This is a genomic window from Citrobacter cronae, assembly GCF_016893685.1.
Classification (GTDB): Bacteria; Pseudomonadota; Gammaproteobacteria; order Enterobacterales; family Enterobacteriaceae; genus Citrobacter; species Citrobacter werkmanii.
In genome coordinates this window covers 2,405,881-2,425,169 of the sequence record NZ_CP069763.1, presented here as the reverse complement: position 1 = coordinate 2,425,169, position 19,289 = coordinate 2,405,881, and the positions used below count along the sequence as shown (strand labels likewise).

16 protein-coding genes are annotated in these 19,289 nt (G+C 49.3%); 7 read left to right on the top strand and 9 right to left on the bottom strand.

Annotated elements, in window-relative coordinates; all coding sequences use genetic code 11:
* Window positions 1-151: 151 nt before the first annotated feature.
* On the top strand, window positions 152-1,762 hold the full coding sequence (gene prpR / locus JSN25_RS10270) for a propionate catabolism operon regulatory protein PrpR (protein ID WP_087857010.1): 1,611 nt from the start codon (window positions 152-154) through the stop codon (window positions 1,760-1,762).
* Between the two features lie 32 nt (window positions 1,763-1,794).
* On the opposite strand, the gene yahO is transcribed toward prpR, so the two are convergent.
* Complete coding sequence (yahO, locus tag JSN25_RS10265; RefSeq protein WP_006685820.1) at window positions 1,795-2,070, bottom strand: DUF1471 family periplasmic protein YahO; 276 nt, start codon at window positions 2,068-2,070, stop codon at window positions 1,795-1,797.
* A gap of 339 nt (window positions 2,071-2,409) precedes the next feature.
* Between yahO and JSN25_RS10260 the strand changes: the two genes are divergently transcribed.
* From JSN25_RS10260 to JSN25_RS10245, 4 genes are all read left to right on the top strand, one after another.
* Window positions 2,410-3,042 carry a LysE family transporter gene (locus JSN25_RS10260; protein ID WP_038637976.1) on the top strand — a complete coding sequence of 211 codons (633 nt, stop codon included), beginning with the start codon at window positions 2,410-2,412 and terminating at the stop codon, window positions 3,040-3,042.
* Between the two features lie 79 nt (window positions 3,043-3,121).
* Window positions 3,122-4,510: a diguanylate cyclase gene (locus tag JSN25_RS10255; protein WP_137346898.1), complete on the top strand. Its 1,389-nt coding sequence runs from the start codon at window positions 3,122-3,124 to the stop codon at window positions 4,508-4,510.
* 220 nt (window positions 4,511-4,730) lie between these two features.
* Window positions 4,731-5,825 (top strand): 4Fe-4S binding protein, encoded by a 1,095-nt coding sequence (locus tag JSN25_RS10250; RefSeq protein ID WP_137346897.1) that lies wholly within the window; start codon window positions 4,731-4,733, stop codon window positions 5,823-5,825.
* A 171-nt stretch (window positions 5,826-5,996) separates the two neighbouring features.
* Window positions 5,997-6,506: a hypothetical protein gene (locus JSN25_RS10245; protein WP_038637968.1), complete on the top strand. Its 510-nt coding sequence runs from the start codon at window positions 5,997-5,999 to the stop codon at window positions 6,504-6,506.
* A 100-nt stretch (window positions 6,507-6,606) separates the two neighbouring features.
* Here JSN25_RS10245 and foxA read toward each other — a convergent pair whose 3' ends face one another.
* The 7 genes from foxA to pepT form a co-directional block, all read right to left on the bottom strand.
* Window positions 6,607-8,715, bottom strand: a complete 2,109-nt coding sequence (gene foxA, locus JSN25_RS10240; RefSeq protein ID WP_110498666.1) for a ferrioxamine B receptor FoxA — start codon at window positions 8,713-8,715, stop codon at window positions 6,607-6,609.
* A gap of 121 nt (window positions 8,716-8,836) precedes the next feature.
* The gene (locus JSN25_RS10235; protein WP_038637962.1) at window positions 8,837-9,820 is read right to left on the bottom strand and encodes a helix-turn-helix transcriptional regulator; all 984 of its coding nucleotides are present in this window, start codon (window positions 9,818-9,820) and stop codon (window positions 8,837-8,839) included.
* A gap of 174 nt (window positions 9,821-9,994) precedes the next feature.
* Entirely contained in the window at window positions 9,995-11,578 is a 1,584-nt protein-coding gene (locus tag JSN25_RS10230; protein WP_137346895.1) for a methyl-accepting chemotaxis protein, read from the bottom strand.
* 315 nt (window positions 11,579-11,893) lie between these two features.
* Window positions 11,894-12,142, bottom strand: a complete 249-nt coding sequence (locus JSN25_RS10225) for a hypothetical protein (protein ID WP_038637956.1) — start codon at window positions 12,140-12,142, stop codon at window positions 11,894-11,896.
* 15 nt (window positions 12,143-12,157) lie between these two features.
* Window positions 12,158-12,787, bottom strand: a complete 630-nt coding sequence (locus JSN25_RS10220) for a DUF2913 family protein (protein WP_069323895.1) — start codon at window positions 12,785-12,787, stop codon at window positions 12,158-12,160.
* A 300-nt stretch (window positions 12,788-13,087) separates the two neighbouring features.
* Window positions 13,088-14,449, bottom strand: coding sequence for a C4-dicarboxylate transporter DcuC (gene dcuC, locus JSN25_RS10215; RefSeq protein WP_038637951.1), 1,362 nt, complete (start codon window positions 14,447-14,449; stop codon window positions 13,088-13,090).
* On the bottom strand, window positions 14,446-15,702 hold the full coding sequence (gene pepT / locus JSN25_RS10210) for a peptidase T (RefSeq protein WP_199966002.1): 1,257 nt from the start codon (window positions 15,700-15,702) through the stop codon (window positions 14,446-14,448). The genes dcuC and pepT overlap by 4 nt, the downstream gene beginning before the upstream one ends.
* A 1,399-nt stretch (window positions 15,703-17,101) precedes the next feature.
* Between pepT and JSN25_RS10205 the strand changes: the two genes are divergently transcribed.
* Window positions 17,102-17,359, top strand: a complete 258-nt coding sequence (locus JSN25_RS10205) for a YjhX family toxin (RefSeq protein ID WP_042310296.1) — start codon at window positions 17,102-17,104, stop codon at window positions 17,357-17,359.
* 10 nt (window positions 17,360-17,369) lie between these two features.
* The gene (locus JSN25_RS10200; protein ID WP_069323894.1) at window positions 17,370-18,116 is read left to right on the top strand and encodes an SAM-dependent methyltransferase; all 747 of its coding nucleotides are present in this window, start codon (window positions 17,370-17,372) and stop codon (window positions 18,114-18,116) included.
* A 43-nt stretch (window positions 18,117-18,159) separates the two neighbouring features.
* On the opposite strand, the gene JSN25_RS10195 is transcribed toward JSN25_RS10200, so the two are convergent.
* Window positions 18,160-18,735, bottom strand: coding sequence for a DJ-1/PfpI family protein (locus JSN25_RS10195; protein WP_087857002.1), 576 nt, complete (start codon window positions 18,733-18,735; stop codon window positions 18,160-18,162).
* Between the last annotated feature and the right edge of the window lie 554 nt (window positions 18,736-19,289).

The window sequence follows — 19,289 nt, the reverse complement described above, 5'->3', positions numbered from 1 at the left end:
TTAAAACAGATAATTACATTTAGAGCCTGTGTTTTTATTGCACAAAAGCGTGTCAGCTATCGTTTCATGAAACCGACTTGAATGTTTCATTGCAACATTTATGAAACACAACTAAACCCTTATACTCGGTTCCTTACTTTTTGGGTTGCTTATGGCTGATACGCATCTTCCGCCGCGAGTGAACGATGACAAACCGGTTATCTGGACGGTTTCGGTCACGCGCCTGTTCGAACTGTTTCGCGACATCAGTCTGGAGTTCGACCACCTGGCGACCATTACCCCTATTCAGCTGGGTTTCGAAAAAGCGGTGGCCTATATCCGTAAGAAGCTGGCCACCGAGCGTTGCGATGCCATCATTGCGGCAGGCTCCAACGGTGCGTATCTGAAAAGCCGTTTATCGATTCCAGTGATCCTGATTAAACCCAGCGGGTTTGACGTACTCCAGGCGCTGGCAAAAGCGGGAAAACTGACCTCGTCGATTGGCGTCATTACCTATCAGGAAACCATCCCCGCGCTAATCGCCTTTCAAAAGACCTTCAATTTGCAGCTTGAACAGCGCAGCTATATCACCGAAGAAGATGCCCGTGGACAAATCAATGAGCTGAAGGCCAACGGTACCCAGGCGGTGGTCGGCGCGGGGTTGATTACCGATTTGGCGGAAGAAGCGGGCATGACCGGCATTTTTATCTATTCGGCGGCCACCGTGCGTCAGGCTTTTGTCGACGCGCTGGATATGACCCGTCTGACGCTACGCAGAAACGGGCAATACGCCTCTGGCGATATGCTGCGCACCCGCTATGCGCTGGGAGATATGCGCGGTCACTCTGCGCAAATGGAACAGGTGCGGCACACCATTATGCTCTACGCCCGTTCGCGTGCGCCGGTGCTGATTCAGGGTGAAACCGGCACAGGTAAAGAGCTGGCGGCGCAGGCTATTCATCGTGAGTATTTTACGCGTCAGGAGAATCGGCGCGGAAAACCTTCGCCGCCGTTTGTTGCCGTCAACTGCGGGGCAATCACCGAATCATTGCTGGAAGCGGAGCTGTTCGGCTATGAGGATGGCGCGTTTACCGGCTCCCGCCGGGGAGGACGCGCGGGCCTGTTTGAAATTGCCCACGGCGGGACGCTGTTTCTTGATGAGATAGGCGAAATGCCGCTACCGTTACAAACCCGGTTATTGCGCGTGCTGGAAGAAAAAGAGGTCACCCGGGTCGGTGGACATCAGCCGATTCCGGTCGATGTGCGGGTGATCAGCGCCACGCACTGCGACCTGGAACAAGAGATGAAACAGGGAGAATTTCGTACCGATCTGTTTTATCGCCTGAGCATTCTGCGCCTTAAACTGCCGCCGCTACGCGAGCGGCTGCCCGATATTCTGCCGCTGGCGGAAGGCTTTTTAAAACAGTCGCTGGCAGAACTGGATGTACCGTTTTCTGAACCCGTGCGTAAGGGATTAGCCCTGAGCCAGCCTACGCTGCTCAATTATGGCTGGCCGGGAAATATCCGCGAGTTACGCAATATGATGGAGCGTCTGGCGCTGTTTTTAAGCGTTGAACCGCAGCCGGCGCTGAACGTACAATTTCTACAGCAGTTGTTACCTGAACTGGCCGCTGTTGCTGCCCCACCGCAGGTCACTTCATCACTGACGCCGCAGCAGGTGCTGGCGCAATTCAATGGCGATAAAACCGCGGCTGCGCGATATCTCGGTATCAGCAGAACTACGTTCTGGCGCAGGCTAAAAGAAAACCCGCCAGTGCAATGACTGGCGGGTATGTTATCTTTCAGTACTGCGCATTATTTTTTCTTGTAAATATTGGCTGTACCGTGGATTTTATTGTCCGTTTGGCCGGAGGTTAATACCACCACATCGGCACCTTTCTCTTCGGCTTTCTTCAGAAGGTCTTCTTTCGCATCAGCGGCTGATACTTCATTACTTGTTGAAATATCACCGATTTTGGTATATTGCGACTCAACCTTTTCAAACTCAACCTTCGTCATAAATTCCGCGGCATACGCGTTGGACACAACAAAAGCTAACGCACCAATAAGTACTTTAATTCCAGTTTTCATATAAAAGCTCCAGGTTTTGTTATATATGCCATCATCGCCCCCTGAACATTCGCCATGCGAGTCAAGGATGATTAATAAGTAGTTCAGGCCGCAAAAAAGATCCAGAGCTGGCGGAAATATAAAGATATTTTGCGTATCGCGTATAACAGAAGATCCCACGCCGCGGCATTATCCGGCGCAGTTGGGTTACAGAAACCAGGCGTAGACGCTATTGGCAAATTTAGGCGCAATTTCACAATACAGTGTGAGTAAATACGCAGAATGACGAGCGCGCTAAAATTATAGTGTTAGCAGTCTAAGCATGCCCCAGGCCCGCTCTTACTAATGGAATCGTTGTTTATGGAACCTTTACACGCCGTCGTACTTACCATCAGCCTGTTTGTTTTAACCTTTTTTAATCCCGGCGCGAACCTGTTCGTGGTGGTGCAAACCAGCCTGGCGTCAGGACGACGCGCAGGGGTGATGACCGGTCTGGGCGTGGCCTTAGGCGATGCGTTCTACTCCGGCCTCGGGCTCTTTGGCATGGCGACGCTGATTACCCAATGCGAAGAGATATTTTCACTGATTAAAATTGTCGGCGGCGCCTACTTGCTATGGTTTGCCTGGAATAGTGTTCGTCATCAGGCTACACCGCAAATGCCAACATTACAGCAGCCGATTTCCGCCCCCTGGTATGTATTTTTCCGCCGCGGGTTATTAACGGATTTATCTAATCCGCAAACCGTTCTGTTTTTTATTAGTATCTTCTCCGTCACCCTCAGCGCAGAAACGCCTACGTGGGCGAGGCTCATGGCCTGGGCAGGTATTGTGTTGTCTTCCGTTATCTGGCGGATTTTTCTCAGCCAGGCGTTTTCTTTGCCCGCCGTACGCCGTGCGTATGGTCGAATCCAGCGGGTTGCCAGCCGGGTGATAGGCGCCATTATCGGCGTTTTCGCGCTCAGGCTTATTTATGAAGGTATCAGCCATCGTTAAGCGAGTTTAACTTGACCATCGTGACGTAATTGTCCGTAATACCGCCTGAATTTTAAATCGCATTTTGAGTGGCAGTGAGATGGAACAGGTTGCTCCGGTAAACGACACATTACTCCTTACAGAATGGCAGGCGTTGTTACGTCAAACATCCCCTGAAGTTCATACGATCCTGACATCATTAAGCGACGAAGAGATCCGCCATTTAGTGAGCGTTTTTTATGACTATATGCTCTCCCATGCGGAGAGCGCATTGTTCCTCAATACAGAACAGGTCAGCACCCGCCTTAGCGGCAGTATGTTTGACTGGCTACGCAGCGTACTTGGTAGCGCGAACGAAGACCTCTCACAACTGCTGGCAAAACAGCGCAAAATTGGCGTAGTGCATGCCCGCATCGGGCTGCCTATCGATCTGGTTAATCGCGGCGCGCGCAAGCTGAAAGATGAATTGTATCGGGTCCTGAAAAAGAAAGCGGACTACCCGCCCGCCCTGCTGAGCGATGCCATCTGTTTCAGCAGTCTGGCAATGGATACCGCCCTGGAGGCCATGACCGTCTCCTATTCCCCCAGCTATCAAAACTCACTGCATACCCAGGAACAGTATCGCCTGCAGACCATTTACGATGACGTTAACGTCGAACGCGAGCGACAAATACGTTCATTTACCGACTGGGAAAATCAGTTTATCTATAACATCGCCACCGGAATGCCTTTCGGTGAGCTGGTCCTTTTGGCGAATTCTGATTTTGGTATGTGGTTCGCGCATAAGGGAAAATACATTCTGGGCAACAGCAATCTGCTGAAAGAAATGGAGTCGCTGATTGCGGAAATCGACAACCGCCTGACAACCACGCTGTCGCATCAGCATCAGGCGACAGAGCCTGAACGGATGAGCTTGTTGCAGGATGTACGCCAGCTCTCGGCAAAAATCCATTTCCTGCTCGCCTCAATGTTCGACGCGCTGGTCAAGCAGGAAAATGGTAAAGACTCATTGACTCAATTGCTTAACCGACGCTTTATCCCGACCATTATGCGCCGTGAGATCTCGCTGGCGTTACATACCCGGAAGCCCTTTACCCTGGCGATGCTGGATATCGACTACTTTAAGCAAATTAACGACAACTACGGGCATAACACCGGTGATATGACGCTCAAAAACGTCGCGGCGGTTATTTATGATCATATTCGCAGTAGCGATTACGTGTTCCGCTACGGTGGTGAAGAATTTATGATACTGCTTGTCGAGTCAGATCAGTCTCAGGCCAGTATTATCCTCGAAACGCTGCGTATGAAAATTGCCGAGATGCGCATGGCGGCCTCAGTGACAGAAGTATTTTCTGTCACCGTCAGTATTGGCATCGCCGAATATGACTACCATCCTGACTACAAGCAGTTGGTTGATAAAGCCGATCGGGCACTGTACCTGGCGAAAAGTAATGGCCGTGACCGCGTAGAAATATTTCAGGAATAACCTATTTTCCCACGGAGAAATAAATACCCCGTTAAGGGTATTTATCTGACCTGCGATAAGTATCGGGCTGTTATTTTTATTCAGGCCTATTGGCGCTATAAAAATAACAGCCGCTTAATAAGATGCAAATCAAATACACCAAATCTGAATAGCGCTAGCATATCCCGATGATGACGCCTTCTGAATGCGGGAGGGGAAATATGAGGGATAGTGTAAAACCATGAACGGGAAAAAGAGCACGCGCTGGCAGCGCCGCCCAGGCACGACCGGAGGCAAATTGCCGTGGAATGACTGGCGTAACGCCAGTACCTGGCGAAAAGCCACCCAGTTTCTCCTGCTGGCCAGCAATATCTATATTGGCGTGACGTTTTATTATTGGGTCCGCTATTTTGAAACTGCCGGTACCAGCGTCTATATTCCAAGACCCGGCGGTATTGAGGGGTGGCTGCCGATCGCGGGTTTGATGAATATCCGCTACACGCTGGAGACCGGTTTTCTCCCGCCCATCCATGCCGCCTCCATGCTGCTGTTAGTTGCGTTTATCCTGATTAGCTTGTTGTTAAAAAAAGCCTTCTGTTCGTGGCTATGCCCGGTTGGCACGCTTTCCGAACTGCTTGGTACTCTGGGAAAAAAAGTATTGGGTCGCAACTTCACGCTGCCGCGCTGGCTGGATATCCCACTGCTCAGTCTGAAGTATCTGCTGTTGGGATTCTTTCTGTATATCGCTCTGTCGATGCCCGCCCAGGGAATCCAGTACTTTCTAATGTCGGCCTATGGCATGATCATTGACGTGAAGATGCTCGATTTCTTTCGTCATATCGGCTCCGCCACGCTTATTTTCGTGGTAGTTATCAGCGTTCTGAGCCTGTTTATTCGCAATGCCTGGTGCCGTTATCTGTGCCCTTATGGCGCACTGCTTGGCCTGTTCTCTCTGCTCTCGCCGTTTAAAATCCGGCGTAATGCAGACAGTTGCATTGACTGCGGGAAATGTGCGAAAAACTGCCCGTCTACTATCCCGGTCGATCGACTGATTCAGGTGCGTACCGTGGAATGTACTGGCTGTATGACCTGCGTTGAATCCTGCCCGGTAGCCTCTACGCTGAGCTTTTCACTGCACACCCCTGCGGGGGAACAAGGAAACGGCAAATCGTTATGGCGGCAAACGGCATTGTCAGGCGTTGTCATGACTATCCTGGTGCTGGGTATCCTTTTTGCCACCATTGGCTATGCGGTTTATGCCAATGTCTGGGATACGCCGGTGCCCGATCACATGTATTTCCAGCTGATCCCGAAGGCTAAAATGATCGGCCATTAATTTTTAATAACCCTGCCAATTCTGGCAGGGTTTCCCGCCTGTTCTGCCATTTTAAGACTATTGAACTTGTGCCTTCGCGCATCGGTTTATACAACCTTAACTATCACCTGTGATCATTCATTTTCTATTATGTTATGGGCGACTGCATCCAATAATAAACGGGACAGCATTATGACTAAAATAAAACTGGCACTGCTATTACCTCTGTTTCTGGCGGGTTGTACGATGAGCGACGGGGAATTAAGAAACGCTTACGCTCAGCATTATCAGCAACCCGCCGCCTATGTCGAGACTTATAAACAGAAGATAGCCAGTATGGATATTAATACCCTGGCCCAATATGCCGCAGCAGAAGATAAGAAAAAAATGCGTGGGCAGCCGAGACTGAAAATCGACCAATTCATTACCATTGAGAACGTGCAGGCGAAAGGGAATCGGGTAGTCTACGATTACTCGCTGTCAGAGAGCTGGCTGGCGCTGTCTGCGGACAAACAGCGCGAGAAGCAGATCAATATGAATAAAGATCTGATCTACCGTACCTGCTCACTGGAAACGGTACGTCTGGCGCAGGCGAAAGGGCTGGAAGAAGAGCATAACTATTACAGCCAGTACCCAGACAAAATCGCCTTTACTCTGAGAACCAGCGCGCAGATTTGTATGCAAAACGGTTTTACGCAATAGCCGCAACCCACTAGGCCTGATGCGCTGCGCTTATCAGGCCTACAATTTACACACTACAGTAGGCCGGATAAGGTGCTAGCGCCGCCATCCGGCTAAAGCATCAGAATTTCCAGGATACGCTGCCGACAATGCTGCGCTCAGCGCCGAAGTAGCAGTATGAGAGCGAATTACAGGCCGCAACGTAGCGTTTATCGGTTAGGTTGTTGACGTTCAACTGAGCACTCAGTCCCTTAATACCGATATTCGTTAAATCGTAGCCAATCGCCATATCCACCAACGTATAAGATGGCAGGGTGTGTGTATTCAGACGATCGCTGGTGATCCCGTTGACATAACGCACGCCCGAGCCGAGCGTCAGACCATCCAGCGGGCCGCTTTTCACATCGTAGCTCAGCCAGGTGCTGGCCTGATTCCGTGGAGCATACACGGCACGCTTGCCCTGCTCCTCCGGACTGCTTTTCTTGTAGCGGATGTCGGTGTAGGTATATGCCGCCTGCAGACGGAAGCTGTCCGTCAGTTGACTAATCGCCTCCAGCTCCACCCCTTCAGATTCAATTTCCCCAATCGAGCGATACGGATCGGTCGGCTCTTCTTTGGTGGCGATATTGGTTTGATTAATGCGGAACACCGACGCGCTGAACTGACTGTTAAGCCCTTCCGGCTCATATTTCAGCCCCGCTTCCCACTGCTTGCCTTTCATCGGCTCCAGCAGATTGCCGTTCTCATCGGCAAAGCTGGTTGGCGTAAAGGCGGTGGAATAACTCACGTACGGCGCAAAGCCGTTATCGAACAAATAGAGCAACGCGGCGCGGGTACTAAAGTTGTTTTTATCCAGATCGCTGCGGGTATCGTTGATCTTATCAATGTTAGAAACGCTGACCTGATCGTAGCGACCACCGAGCGTAATACGCCAGCGATCCCATGACATCTGATCCTGCAAATAGTAGCCCGTCTGGCGCAGCTTGTGCTTCTCACGCGCATACATGTCGATATAATCCGGCTTCGCGCCATACACCGGGTTAAAAGCGTCGATCGGCGGGAATGCGCCGTAGTAGCCGGTGGTATTGTTGCTGCGATCCTGATAATCAATGCCCACCAGCAGGCGATGGTTGACCTGCCAGGTATCAAAGCTGCCGTCGAGCTGATTATCCAGCGTAATCGCCGACATTTTTTCATCAGAGCCGGAATAGCCGCGATTAAGCTCGGTTTCGTTCAACCAGCCCGCCGCATACACCTGGTTCAGTTCAACGTCGGTATGCAGATAGCGCAGCTTTTGCCGCACCGACCAGCCGCTATCAAACATGTGCTCAATATTGTAGCCCACCATGTTTTCACGGCGATCGTATTTGTCGTAATCATCCTCACCTTCGTAAAAGGTGTTAGAGATCTTTTGCCCGTAATGCGGAACCACGGTGCCGTCATAAGGCAGACCGGAGTGGCTACCGCCTTCCGGGTCGCGATGCAGATAGGCCATCAGATCCAAACGCGTCTGGTCGGTGATGCGCCAGGTCAGACTGGGCATCAGCGCGTAACGCTCTTCTTTTAATGGGCCAAACTGCGAGTCCGCGTAACGCGTCATCCCGCTCAGGCGCGCCGCCACACGATCGTTATCATCCAGCGCTCCGGTGACGTCAAACGCCGCGCCGCGCTGGTTATTGTTGCCGGCAAACAGCTTCACTTCCCCACCCGCGTCAAACGACGGTTTACGCGACGTCAGCGCCACAATACCGCCCGGAGAGGAACGGCCATACAGCACGGAAGCCGGGCCGCGCACCACTTCGATATCTTCAAGGAACCACGGATCGACCACCAGCGAGCTGTGTGAGTTGGTGTCGCCCATCATCTTTAGACCATCGAGATAGACGTTGTCCAGGCTGCCATCGGAGAAGCCGCGCAGCACAATGTAGTCAAAGCGGTTGGAGGCGCCAATCTGATTGCTGTATACCCCCGGCGTATAGCTAACGGCCTGACGCACGCTGGTTGCGCCCTGCTCTTCAAACTGTTCGCGGGTAATGATGGATACCGATTGCGGGGTTTCAATATCCGGCGTGGCAAGCTTCGTGGCCCCGCTCTGCATTTGCGAGGTGACAACGACCGTATCGTTTTTTGTTGTTTCCTGCGCCAGCAGAGGAAAAGCCACACTGCCGGTCACCCATCCTACCAACAGCGCCAACCGAGTCTTCGCGAACATGAGTATCTCCAAAGGCATTTCTAATTGTAAGTGAGAATTATTACCTTTTTGCTGACGGAGATAGCTATGCCGGATGCCAGATTACCTATGTGCAGTGCCAAATTGTCTGCCAGCAACGTGCGCAAAACGCAAAAATGGATTAGCAAAGCTTGAGCATATCGCCTGGCGAAAAACCGTAACGACGACGAAAGGCAGTAGAGAAGTTGGTGGCGTGCTGATATCCCGACATCCAGGCAGCCTGCTGTACGCTGTATCCTTCCAGTAAATAACCGCGCGCGCGTTCCAGGCGGCAATCGCGCAGGTAATCAAAGACCGAACAGCCATAGGCTGCGCGAAACTTGCTACGCAGACTACTGGGACTCATTGCCGCGCGTTGCGCCAGTTCATTGAGCGTGTGATCATTCTCGGGATTCTGTTCCAACAGGCGACGAACGACTTCCAGCCGCTGCTGTTCCCCGCTGGCGGCGAGGCGTTTGCCGCTCTCTACCTGGCACACGCTGAGGCCATGGCCGAACAGTTGCAATATCAGCCCTTCCAGCATCAACTGGCGAGAAACATTGCTCAGTGCGCTCTGCTGCGCATACTCCAGGCCGCTGAGTAAAAATCCCGGCACCTGCCAGATAAGCGTCGGCGTCTGGCATCTTTCCCACTCACGCATCAACGATTCAAGTAGCCCCGTGCGCCACGCGCCGTCGGGATACAGACCGAGCGATAAAGTTCGCAGTTTGCAGTCGGCATGATGGCGGGCGCGCATCGTCTGGTGCTCGCTCAGGCGTGAGCTAAACGCCATGCCGGAACGCACCACGTGTTCCTGGCCGTTAAACGAGAGGATCACGCAGCCTTCCAGTACCACCAGCATATACAAGGGACTGCTGTGGCGGGAGGTGGTTTCATAGGGTTGCAACACCTGTACATCAGAGTGCGTCACGCACATCCCGCAGGGGAGCGTCATCTCTTCGATTTCACCTTGCAGCACAGGGCTAGCGGACGGCAAATCCGGCTTGTGCGCCAGCAGGGGAAAGCAATAGTCGATCCCATAACGCTCACCAAAATCCATAAACTCGCTGACGGAAAAAGTACGCGCTACGCGTCTGGACGCATTCAGAGTGGTGGTGTTGTTCATGCTGTCTTCTGCACAGAAAATGGGATTAACAGTTTTTGGTCAGGAGCAACATTACCATTCCCTGCGCGACACAACAATAATAATGAGAATTATTATCAATATGATTGAGGCACTGTCTCCCGACGACCAGCCATCTCATCAGACTGAATTTACAGCTGATGAGATGCGCATGTTCTACTGCTTGTCTTGGGTATCCTGCTGCGGCTTTTCATCAACCTGAAACACAGCCACGGCCTGGGATAGCATTGCCGACTGCTCTTCCACACTGCCTGTCGTGGCGGCGATTTCCTCAACCAGAGACGCATTTTGCTGAGTGACTTGCTCCATTTGCGTGACAGCAACGCGGATCTGCTCGATGCCGCTACTCTGTTCCCCCGATGCGCCGGATATATCTTCCATGAGTATATTGATATTGCGTATTGCCTTAGCAATGTCCGCCATCATGGCCCCACTGCTTTCAGCTATCTCCACCCCTTCCTTGACGCTGATTGCCGCCTTGGCCACCAGTTCGCTAATTTCTTTCGCTGAGGAGGCGCTACGTTGGGCAAGGGTTCTGACTTCACTCGCCACAACGGCAAATCCACGCCCGGATTCGCCAGCGCGCGCCGCTTCTACCGCGGCGTTTAAGGCGAGAATATTGGTCTGGAAAGCAATACTATCAATGACATGGGATATTTCATTCACGCTTTGCGCGTTGCGGCTGATCAGGTGAATTTTCTCAACCATGTCGCTCATTAAGCGCTCGCCACGCAATGCCATTTCCGTGCTTTCACTCGTCATGGCAGACGCCTGATGTGATTTATCGGTGTTATTTTTGGTTGTTACGGAAATCTGTTCCATACTGGCCGCCGTTTCAACCACGGCCGCAGCCTGTTGCTCCGTTCGGGTTGATAAGTCTGAATTACCCGAAGCAATTTCCTGCATGCCGATATTAATAGACTCAACGCCATCGCGAATCGTACTGACGGTCTCCCGCAGACCGTTTTGCATATGTTGTAAATTTAAACACAGTAAGCCAATTTCATTGTTACCCGGCACCTTAACGGGATGACTCAGATCGCCTTTACCAATCCGTGAAAAATGCTCAGACACGATATTTAATGGCCGAATGATTGTTCGGTTTATCCAGATATTGCAGAGAATAAAGATAAGAACCGTAACGGCCAGCAGCAAGGATATTTTAAGTATTGAGGCATTAAACTGAACGTATGTCTGTTCAACGATATTTTTACCGACCAACATGGTTGATTTGTAGTAGCTCTCAATCTCCTTATCAAAATTTTTTCGCAAAGCCAGCACCTCTGTGTTGGCATTTGTTTGTGTACCAACAATACTACCGTCAGAAATAGCCTCATTTAATTTATCAACATACTTTTGCTCAGCATTCATTTGTTGCTCAAAAGCAGTTCTGACGATTTTACCAATCTGGGGATCATCCGCCGTCAGTCCTGGTATATCCCAAAAAATAGCGAACTGCTTTCTGGCATAAGCTATCTCATCCTGCACCTGTCGCAATGTCTGTTGGGTAGCAGCCATATCTTGCAGTTGGATATTATCAAGAACGCTTCTTACTTTATAAACAGCCCCAACGACGTTATGCAGCGAATCCTGTTCCTTTACTATATTATGCAGTAGAAGGGTACTTTTTTGATTTCCTTTGAGATCGACCAACTCAAACCCATTAGAAAGGAACTGCATAAAGGTAAATACCAAAAGCAATAATAACAGACTGGTTTTAATCCTCATATTCTTTAACATTTGAACATCTCCATAACAATTAGCCAATCATCTATGACTAAATTGTTATCGACACACCACGTAATATCTTAACCTATAAAATGGTTAATTATGAGAAAGTATCCCCGCTCAACTTAGCATAATAAATTACGTACACCGTGGTACACATGGCGGCAAATCGCCGTTTTATTACCGGGAGCAATTACACTATAAAAAAACCAACATTAATATTATTTATGGATGAGAAAGTAGTTATATTAAATACAATGCGCCACTGAGTATGGGCCAGATAGCCGTATCTGACCGGCATCAAGCGAACAAAGCGCCAGCCAAACGTCAGAGAATATAGACGGTCACTTTTTCCTGACGATCTGCCGGCACCCTTACCCATGACATTGAATCAACTGCAATTGTCGCCATTTCATTTTCTAACCGGAGTAGCGGCGTGCTGTTATCTGGCGCAGAAGAACTTTCGCCAATCTCGAGAATGCCCCGAAAAGATATAGATAAATTGTCAGCGGTATCAGACAGCCTAATCCATTCGGTCGCGATCTCTAACTTTTGCTTTAACAATTCTCTGTTCATAACTTGTTCTAATCATTACTTATCAGTAAGAAACTGGAAGTGATGAAATTCATTTGAAATATCTTTCACAAACTCTACCGGCAGGTGGTGTTTGATGAAGGTTAATTTTGCGAACTCAACATCGCCATACACCCGGATACAGAAAGGTTTGACTATCTCGCCCTGAGCACCAAAGCACTCCTGGAGTCTGGTATCATCCATAAAAATAAAGTTACCCTTTCTCACTTTAATCTTATCATGCAGGTCACGCCACTTCTCTGGTGTGAGTAGAAAGTTCTGCCATCCATTATTTCTCAACATTTCAATCGTGTGGGTGAATTTAAAATAATCATTTTGCATTGTCACATCACCACTTGAGGTGGCGTACAAGTATTCTATTTTAAATTTTAGTTGTGCATTGATGCTTTTTTTCTTACCTTCATCAATTAACCATTGAAGCTCATTGGCCACACTTCGTGAAAAGAGTTTTCTTTTTTTTGCGATGGCCAACCAATGCATAATAAAAATATGCTCTGACATTTTAGAGTGGATCTTGTGATCCTGTAATGCGATACCAATTGCCACTAACGCGCTCCAGGTGAACGCTTCCAGCTCATCCTGATAATGATGCCTCGATTTACTCACTTTTCCTAAATTTTTTACCACTTAAAACCTACCCAGAAAAAATCATTATTGTATTTAATTTGTTACTACTCAATTTAAAAACCTACTACAACTAAAACCTGCATAATATGATCCAGATTAATTTATCTCAATGTAAAAAAAGAGCCATGAAACACATTATTTTTATTAATCATTTATAGTTAACAAGATTGACCACAAATAATAAGAATCGCTCGATAAAGATGAAAACTAATAATTATCCCGCGTAATCAATACAACAATGTATCAAACCAGAAAACCTCCAGATTCAATAAACCGGAGGTTTGTCTGGGCCTGCAATTGTTAGTAGAAAATACCGATGATTAGCGTATGCGTAACAAAGCCGACAATCAACGGTACGGCGGTGCGTTTAACCACATCGAATGGAGTTATTTTTGCCCCGCTGGAAACGGCGATCACGACGCCAGATACCGGTGAAATGGCCCGTCCCATATGCGATGCCTGCTGCATCGGCAGAATCATGGCCACGGCGTTCGCCCCCATACTGGCAGCGATTTGCGGGATAAGCTCAACGAACGCAAGAAATGGCGCATTACCCGATCCCATAATGATAGCCGCCGCAAGCGTCACCAGCGCAAACACCACCGCCATGGCAAATGGCGGCAATCCCACGTGTTCGGCCATCAGGATTAATTGATCAATCGCACCAATGACTTTAATACCATGAGCAAAAACCCCCGCCGCAACCAGCAGGCCTACCACACCGGTAAAGGCAGTACCCATTCCTTTCAGAAAATGGCTAAATCCTTCGCACACCGCCTTTAAATCTCGCACCCGCAGCCATTCAATCAACATACAAATAGCCATTGAAATAAGCACAATGGTAATGATATTCAGGTTAATACCACTGACGAACATTTCAGAGGATCCCACTGCCATCAGTATTGGAAGCATGGGAAGCAGCGCATAAAATGCGGGCGCAGTTCCTGAGTCAGTCACTTCAGCACTACCGATTTCCCGCGGTAAGGTCCCCGCTTTACGGTCGCAATAGCGCTGCCAGAAAAAATGGCAGACTCCCACGACCAAAACGGTAGCCAGAGCAGCCGGTCCCTGGTGGTAGACCACGTATTCCACCACATCCATATTGACCGCTTTCGATCCCCTGATAGCATCGATTGCCGTTGGGGTATACGCCACGCCCAGCGAGGTGGCAATTACCCCGGCAGCAGAGGCAGCGGAAAGCCCTAATCCCAGCATAATGGGGAACATTGTTCCCATCAGCAGTACGGCGAGTCCAGTGGCTGAAGGAATAGCTAACTGCAAGAGACTGGCGAGCAGGTACGAGAAAAAAAGCAGAATATAGGGCGAACGCAGCGCACGCAGAGGTTTTGTGACGACACGCACCACCGCCTCATTGGCGCCGATATGATCCATGTAGTGCGCAAATCCCATCAGCGCCATGATCATCAGGCCAAGATCGGCGGCTCGCGTGCTGAAGAGATCGCGCATAACCTCGAACGGATCGAGAAAGGAAATCCCCGTGCCAGCAACGCCTTTCGGTAGTACGGAACCCCACCCGGTGAGAGCGGTGCAAATCATCAGCACCAAACCCGCAATAAATAGCACGGGTTCCGCACGATAACCTTTCAGAATCAGACGAGCGACCACCACGATAACCAGCAGGGCAATTAACACCTGAATCATGACTGAGCTCTCCGCTGCGTGAACTCAGCAAAGGTTTCCTCAATGACCGCAACCACGACATCGCTGGCGGCCCGCAGTGAACGCACCGGCAGATATTCATAAATAGAGTGAAAATTATGGGCGCCGGTAAAAATATTCGGGCAAGGCAATCCTTTCTGCGATAAAACCGCACCATCATATCCGCCGCGCATGGCGACAGATGCCGGGGTAATCCCACATTTCTGATAGGCGCGTAATGCAATATCAATCGGGTAGTGAGCATCACCCTGCAAGCTATTGAACACGTTCGCATAGCGATCGGCTAAATGACAGACCACGCTATTTTCGCCCCATAGTGCGCAGGTACTGACGGCAAGCTGTCGGATAAATGCCATACGCGCCTTATAGCCTTCTTCAGTGAAGTCGCGGATATCCAGCTTAAGCACCGTGCGGGCGCTGTTACCCTGCAACTGCTTAACCCAGTAATAACCTTCGCGCCCTTCCGTATATTCAGGCGCTTCTCCGCCAGGCAGCATCGCAATAAACTTATGCGCCATCAGCAGCGAGTTCTTCAGCTTACCTTTGGCTGACATGGGGTGCGCAGACTGGCCGGTAAAGATGATTTCCGCATCGCCCGCATTCCAGTTCTCATAAACAAACTCGCCGATACCGCAACAATCCAGGGTGTAACCAAAATCAGCGCCGAAGCTGGCAACATCAAAAGCTTTTGCGCCACGCAATCCTTGCTCTTCATCAGGCACAAAACCCACCTTCACCGGTCCATGTTTGATTTCCGGATGTGCCACCAGATACTGTAATGCGTTCATAATTGCAGCGATGGCTGCTTTATCATCAGCCCCTAACAGGCAGGTTCCGTCAGTGACCAATAGATCATCACCGATATAATTTTTCAGTTCCGGGAACTCGCTTTCGCGCAGAAAAATATTCAGTTCTTTGTTCAGGCACAAATCCCCACCGCTATAGTGAAGACGTTGCGCATTTGTGTCCGCAGTCTGTTCCGCACTGGTATCCAGATGTCCAAAGAATGAAACGACAGGAACCGTGTCATCGGTGTTCCCGGGCAGTGTCGCCGTTACGATGGCGGTATCCCTGACCTCAATGTTTTCCATTCCTAATGCTTCAAGTTCTGCTGCAAGCAGTTTTGCCAGTACCATTTGACCAGCAGAAGAAGGCATTATCCCATTTGCGCCATTTTCTCTTGAAGTCGTGGTATTAATTTTGGTGTAGTTGATAAAACGTTCAACAATATCCATTCCAGGAGGTCCTTTAATATTTTATTGACGAAATACTGTGAGAGGGGCTCGCGTACACCGCGAGTGATATTAAACAGGGAACCAGATAAAATCAGCGTTCATCCCGGAACGCTGATTTTATGAGCATTACGACGTTGATTTATACCCTAAATAATTCGAGTTGCAGGAAGGCGGCGACGCAGCGAATTCCCAGGAGCATACATAAGTACGTGACTGGGCGAGCGAGGAAAGCCAACGCACATGCAGCTCGAAGTATGACGGGTATATATATGAATATAATGAGATGAGTCATTACGTCGGTGACAAAAACGCCTTACTGATGGGTAAAACCATACTCCCTGTCCATGTTCACTGCTATTTCCCATGGTGTTTAGCTAACAGAAATCATAAACGGCACTCGTAAGCCCAAGAGATAATAGAAATCATTTAGACTCCACTTCTCTATACCGGCCTAAGAGATAGCATTGCTATATTTTTTTAATGAACGAATACGGTGTCAGCAACATGCAACCGTTTGCACTTCTCTAGAAATAGCCACTTAGCGCACTAAAATCCGTGAGCAAACTCACAATTATATCAATAGCAAAAATTTCTATCATACTGAAAAACCGTGAATTATAAGAAACGCTATATAGTCCCCTGGTAAATAGATTCATTATGATACTATTCGACATTGCCTTATTATCGATGGATAATACTTCCCTAACCATTAATTTTAAACATTACCCACCATAATATTGGTATATATTGGTGATTAATAAAATCCTGCACCGGCAAAAAAACCTCTGCCCTGAGAAGAGATTCAGGGCAGAGGTAATACGGGTGTTAAGGACAGATTTATAGTTTTAGTGATAACGGAAGAGCTTCTTGCGGAACCGAGTATACACAATTCATCGCATTAAGAAAATTCTTAAAATCACTTAATCACAAATTCGGTCGAAAAACATTAAAATAATAAAAAACGCCTTATCAAAACAGCAAATAAAGTGACAAAAAGATTAATCCATCCTAATCAATTGCGTGGCCCCAAATGCGCTCACAGTGCCGCGTTACCACAGATAACACCTTATGCGCAGACAGAATATCAAATTAATTTAATATTTTAATAGACACCTGACATAACAAAAATTTGCAGTTAATAAAGTCACTAAACGCTATAACTCGCTATAGATCACATTTTATGTACAAGGAGTTTTCTCTGGAGATTCTGGCTGGTATGATTCATCAGGTAAATACCTTTCAACTCAACCCGAGGCTTTGATGCTGGAGAATGTAATCATCAGATAATCAGCTTGCCGACCTTTTCAGGACGGACTGGTTATCAATGCGCCGAAATCGAATGCGGACACCGCAGTGTGTTTGCACGTTTTGCACATGATGATTAAACAGGTTTTCCAGTATGAATTTATCCCGTCAGGAACAACGTACCTTACACGTTCTCGCCAAAGGTGGTCGTATCGTTCACGTCCGCGACGCCTCAGGCCGCGTCACCTCCGTCGAATGCTACAGCCGCGAAGGACTACTGCTCTGCGACTGCACCCTCGCCGTGTTCAAAAAACTCAGAACCAAAAAGCTGATCAAATCTGTCAATGGTCAGCCCTATCGCATCAATACTACCGGGCTGAACAACGTTCGCGCCCAACTGGATAATCGCTAAGGAGAGAGAGATGGATATCCCAAAAATTTTTACTATCAGCGAAAGCGCTCATCGCATCCATAATCCGTTCACCGCGCAGAAATACGCCACGTTAGGCCAGGTGCTGCGCATGGAACCGGGAACCCGCATTCTGGATCTCGGCAGCGGCTCGGGCGAGATGTTGTGCACCTGGGCGCGCGATCATGGCATTTTCGGCATCGGTATCGATATGAGCCAGCTGTTTAGCAAGCAGGCAACGCTGCGCGCAGCAGAACTGGGCGTCAGTCAGCAGGTGAGTTTTGTCCACGCCGATGCAACGGGCTATATCGCTGAAGAAAAATGCGATATTGCCGCCTGCGTGGGCGCAACCTGGATTGCAGGCGGCGTCGCCGGAACGGTCAGACAACTGGAGCAGAGTCTTAAGCCTGGCGGAATCATACTTATCGGTGAGCCGTACTGGCGCCAGATACCCGCAACAGAGGAAATCGCCCAGTCCTGCGGCGCGACCGCTGTCGCCGATTTTCTTTCCCTGGCGGAACTCATTGCTTCTTTTGACCCGCTCGGCTATGACGTGGTTGAAATGGTTCTGGCTGACCAGGAAGGTTGGGACAGGTACGAGGCGGCAAAATGGTTGACGATGCGCCGCTGGCTGGAAGCTAATCAGGACGATGAGTTTGCAACTGAAGTCAGGGAGCAACTGAGAAGTTCACCGGGACGCCACGTCACCTTCACCCGGGAATACATTGGCTGGGGCGTGTTCGCACTCATGAAGAGGTAAGATGTGTGGTCGGTATAGCCGGGAGGTTATACCGACTTGCTCATCACTTTGCCGCTGGCTGCATTAATACTTCAACAAATTTAGCCAGCCACTGCGGATGCGCGGGCCAGGCTGGCGCAGTCACCAGATTACCGTCGACGTAGGCTTGATCAATGCCGATATCCGCATAATGTCCGCCGCTCAAACGCACTTCAGGCGCGCAGGCCGGATAGGCGCTACAGGTTCGGTTTTCTAATATCCCTGCTGCCGCCAATAGCTGAGGGCCATGGCAGACGGCGGCGATAGGTTTACCCGCTGAGTTGAAATCCTGCACCAGTTGAATGACCTCCGGGTTCAGACGGAGATATTCCGGAGCGCGCCCGCCGGGGATCACCAACGCGTCGTAATCAACGGCCCGTGCTTCGGCAAAATTCGCATTCAACGTAAAACGGTGTCCCGGTTTTTCGCTGTAGGTTTGCGCCCCATCAAAATCATGAATCGCCGTTTGAACGTAATCCCCCTGACGCTTATCCGGACAGACTGCATCAACACGATGGCCCAGCATTTGCAACGCCTGGAAAGGAACCATCGTTTCATAATCTTCGACATAATCGCCAACTAACATCAGTATTTTCTTCATTCACGTCCCCCACTCACGGTTATTAATGATGAGAAATAGCGGCCATCTTTACTATAGTCCACGCGATAGGCGACATTGATAAATACAGCAGAACATTCGGTCTGATCACAATCTGCGCCAAGGCCCGCCAGATGGCGGCCTCAACGTAAACCTGCATGGTAAAATAGAGTTAATAAATATAAATTATATATAGCTGAGAAGTTTTAATATCAGCCAGCACCATCCATAACTTAATTATTTAATAAAATTATGCGCACACGCGTTATTATCTATTATTATTTTATTCGCCTGCAGTCAGGTGAAAATACGCAAAGATTATTCCCATGATGACAAGATGTTCGTTCGTCAGGCAAGGATTGGGTATGCTACTCGCCACGTGCCTGTGCGGGCCTTCGGTCAATCGGCTGGCGGCGTTGGAATTCACTGCGCGACGCAGCAGCAGCCCTGTTAATCATTCGCGATGGCATATTTTGCAGGAGAGTGGGGAGACTCGCCTTCCTGAGCACAAAAAAAAGATTTCCTTAGAAAGGTATGACCACAGAGTAACTTAAAAA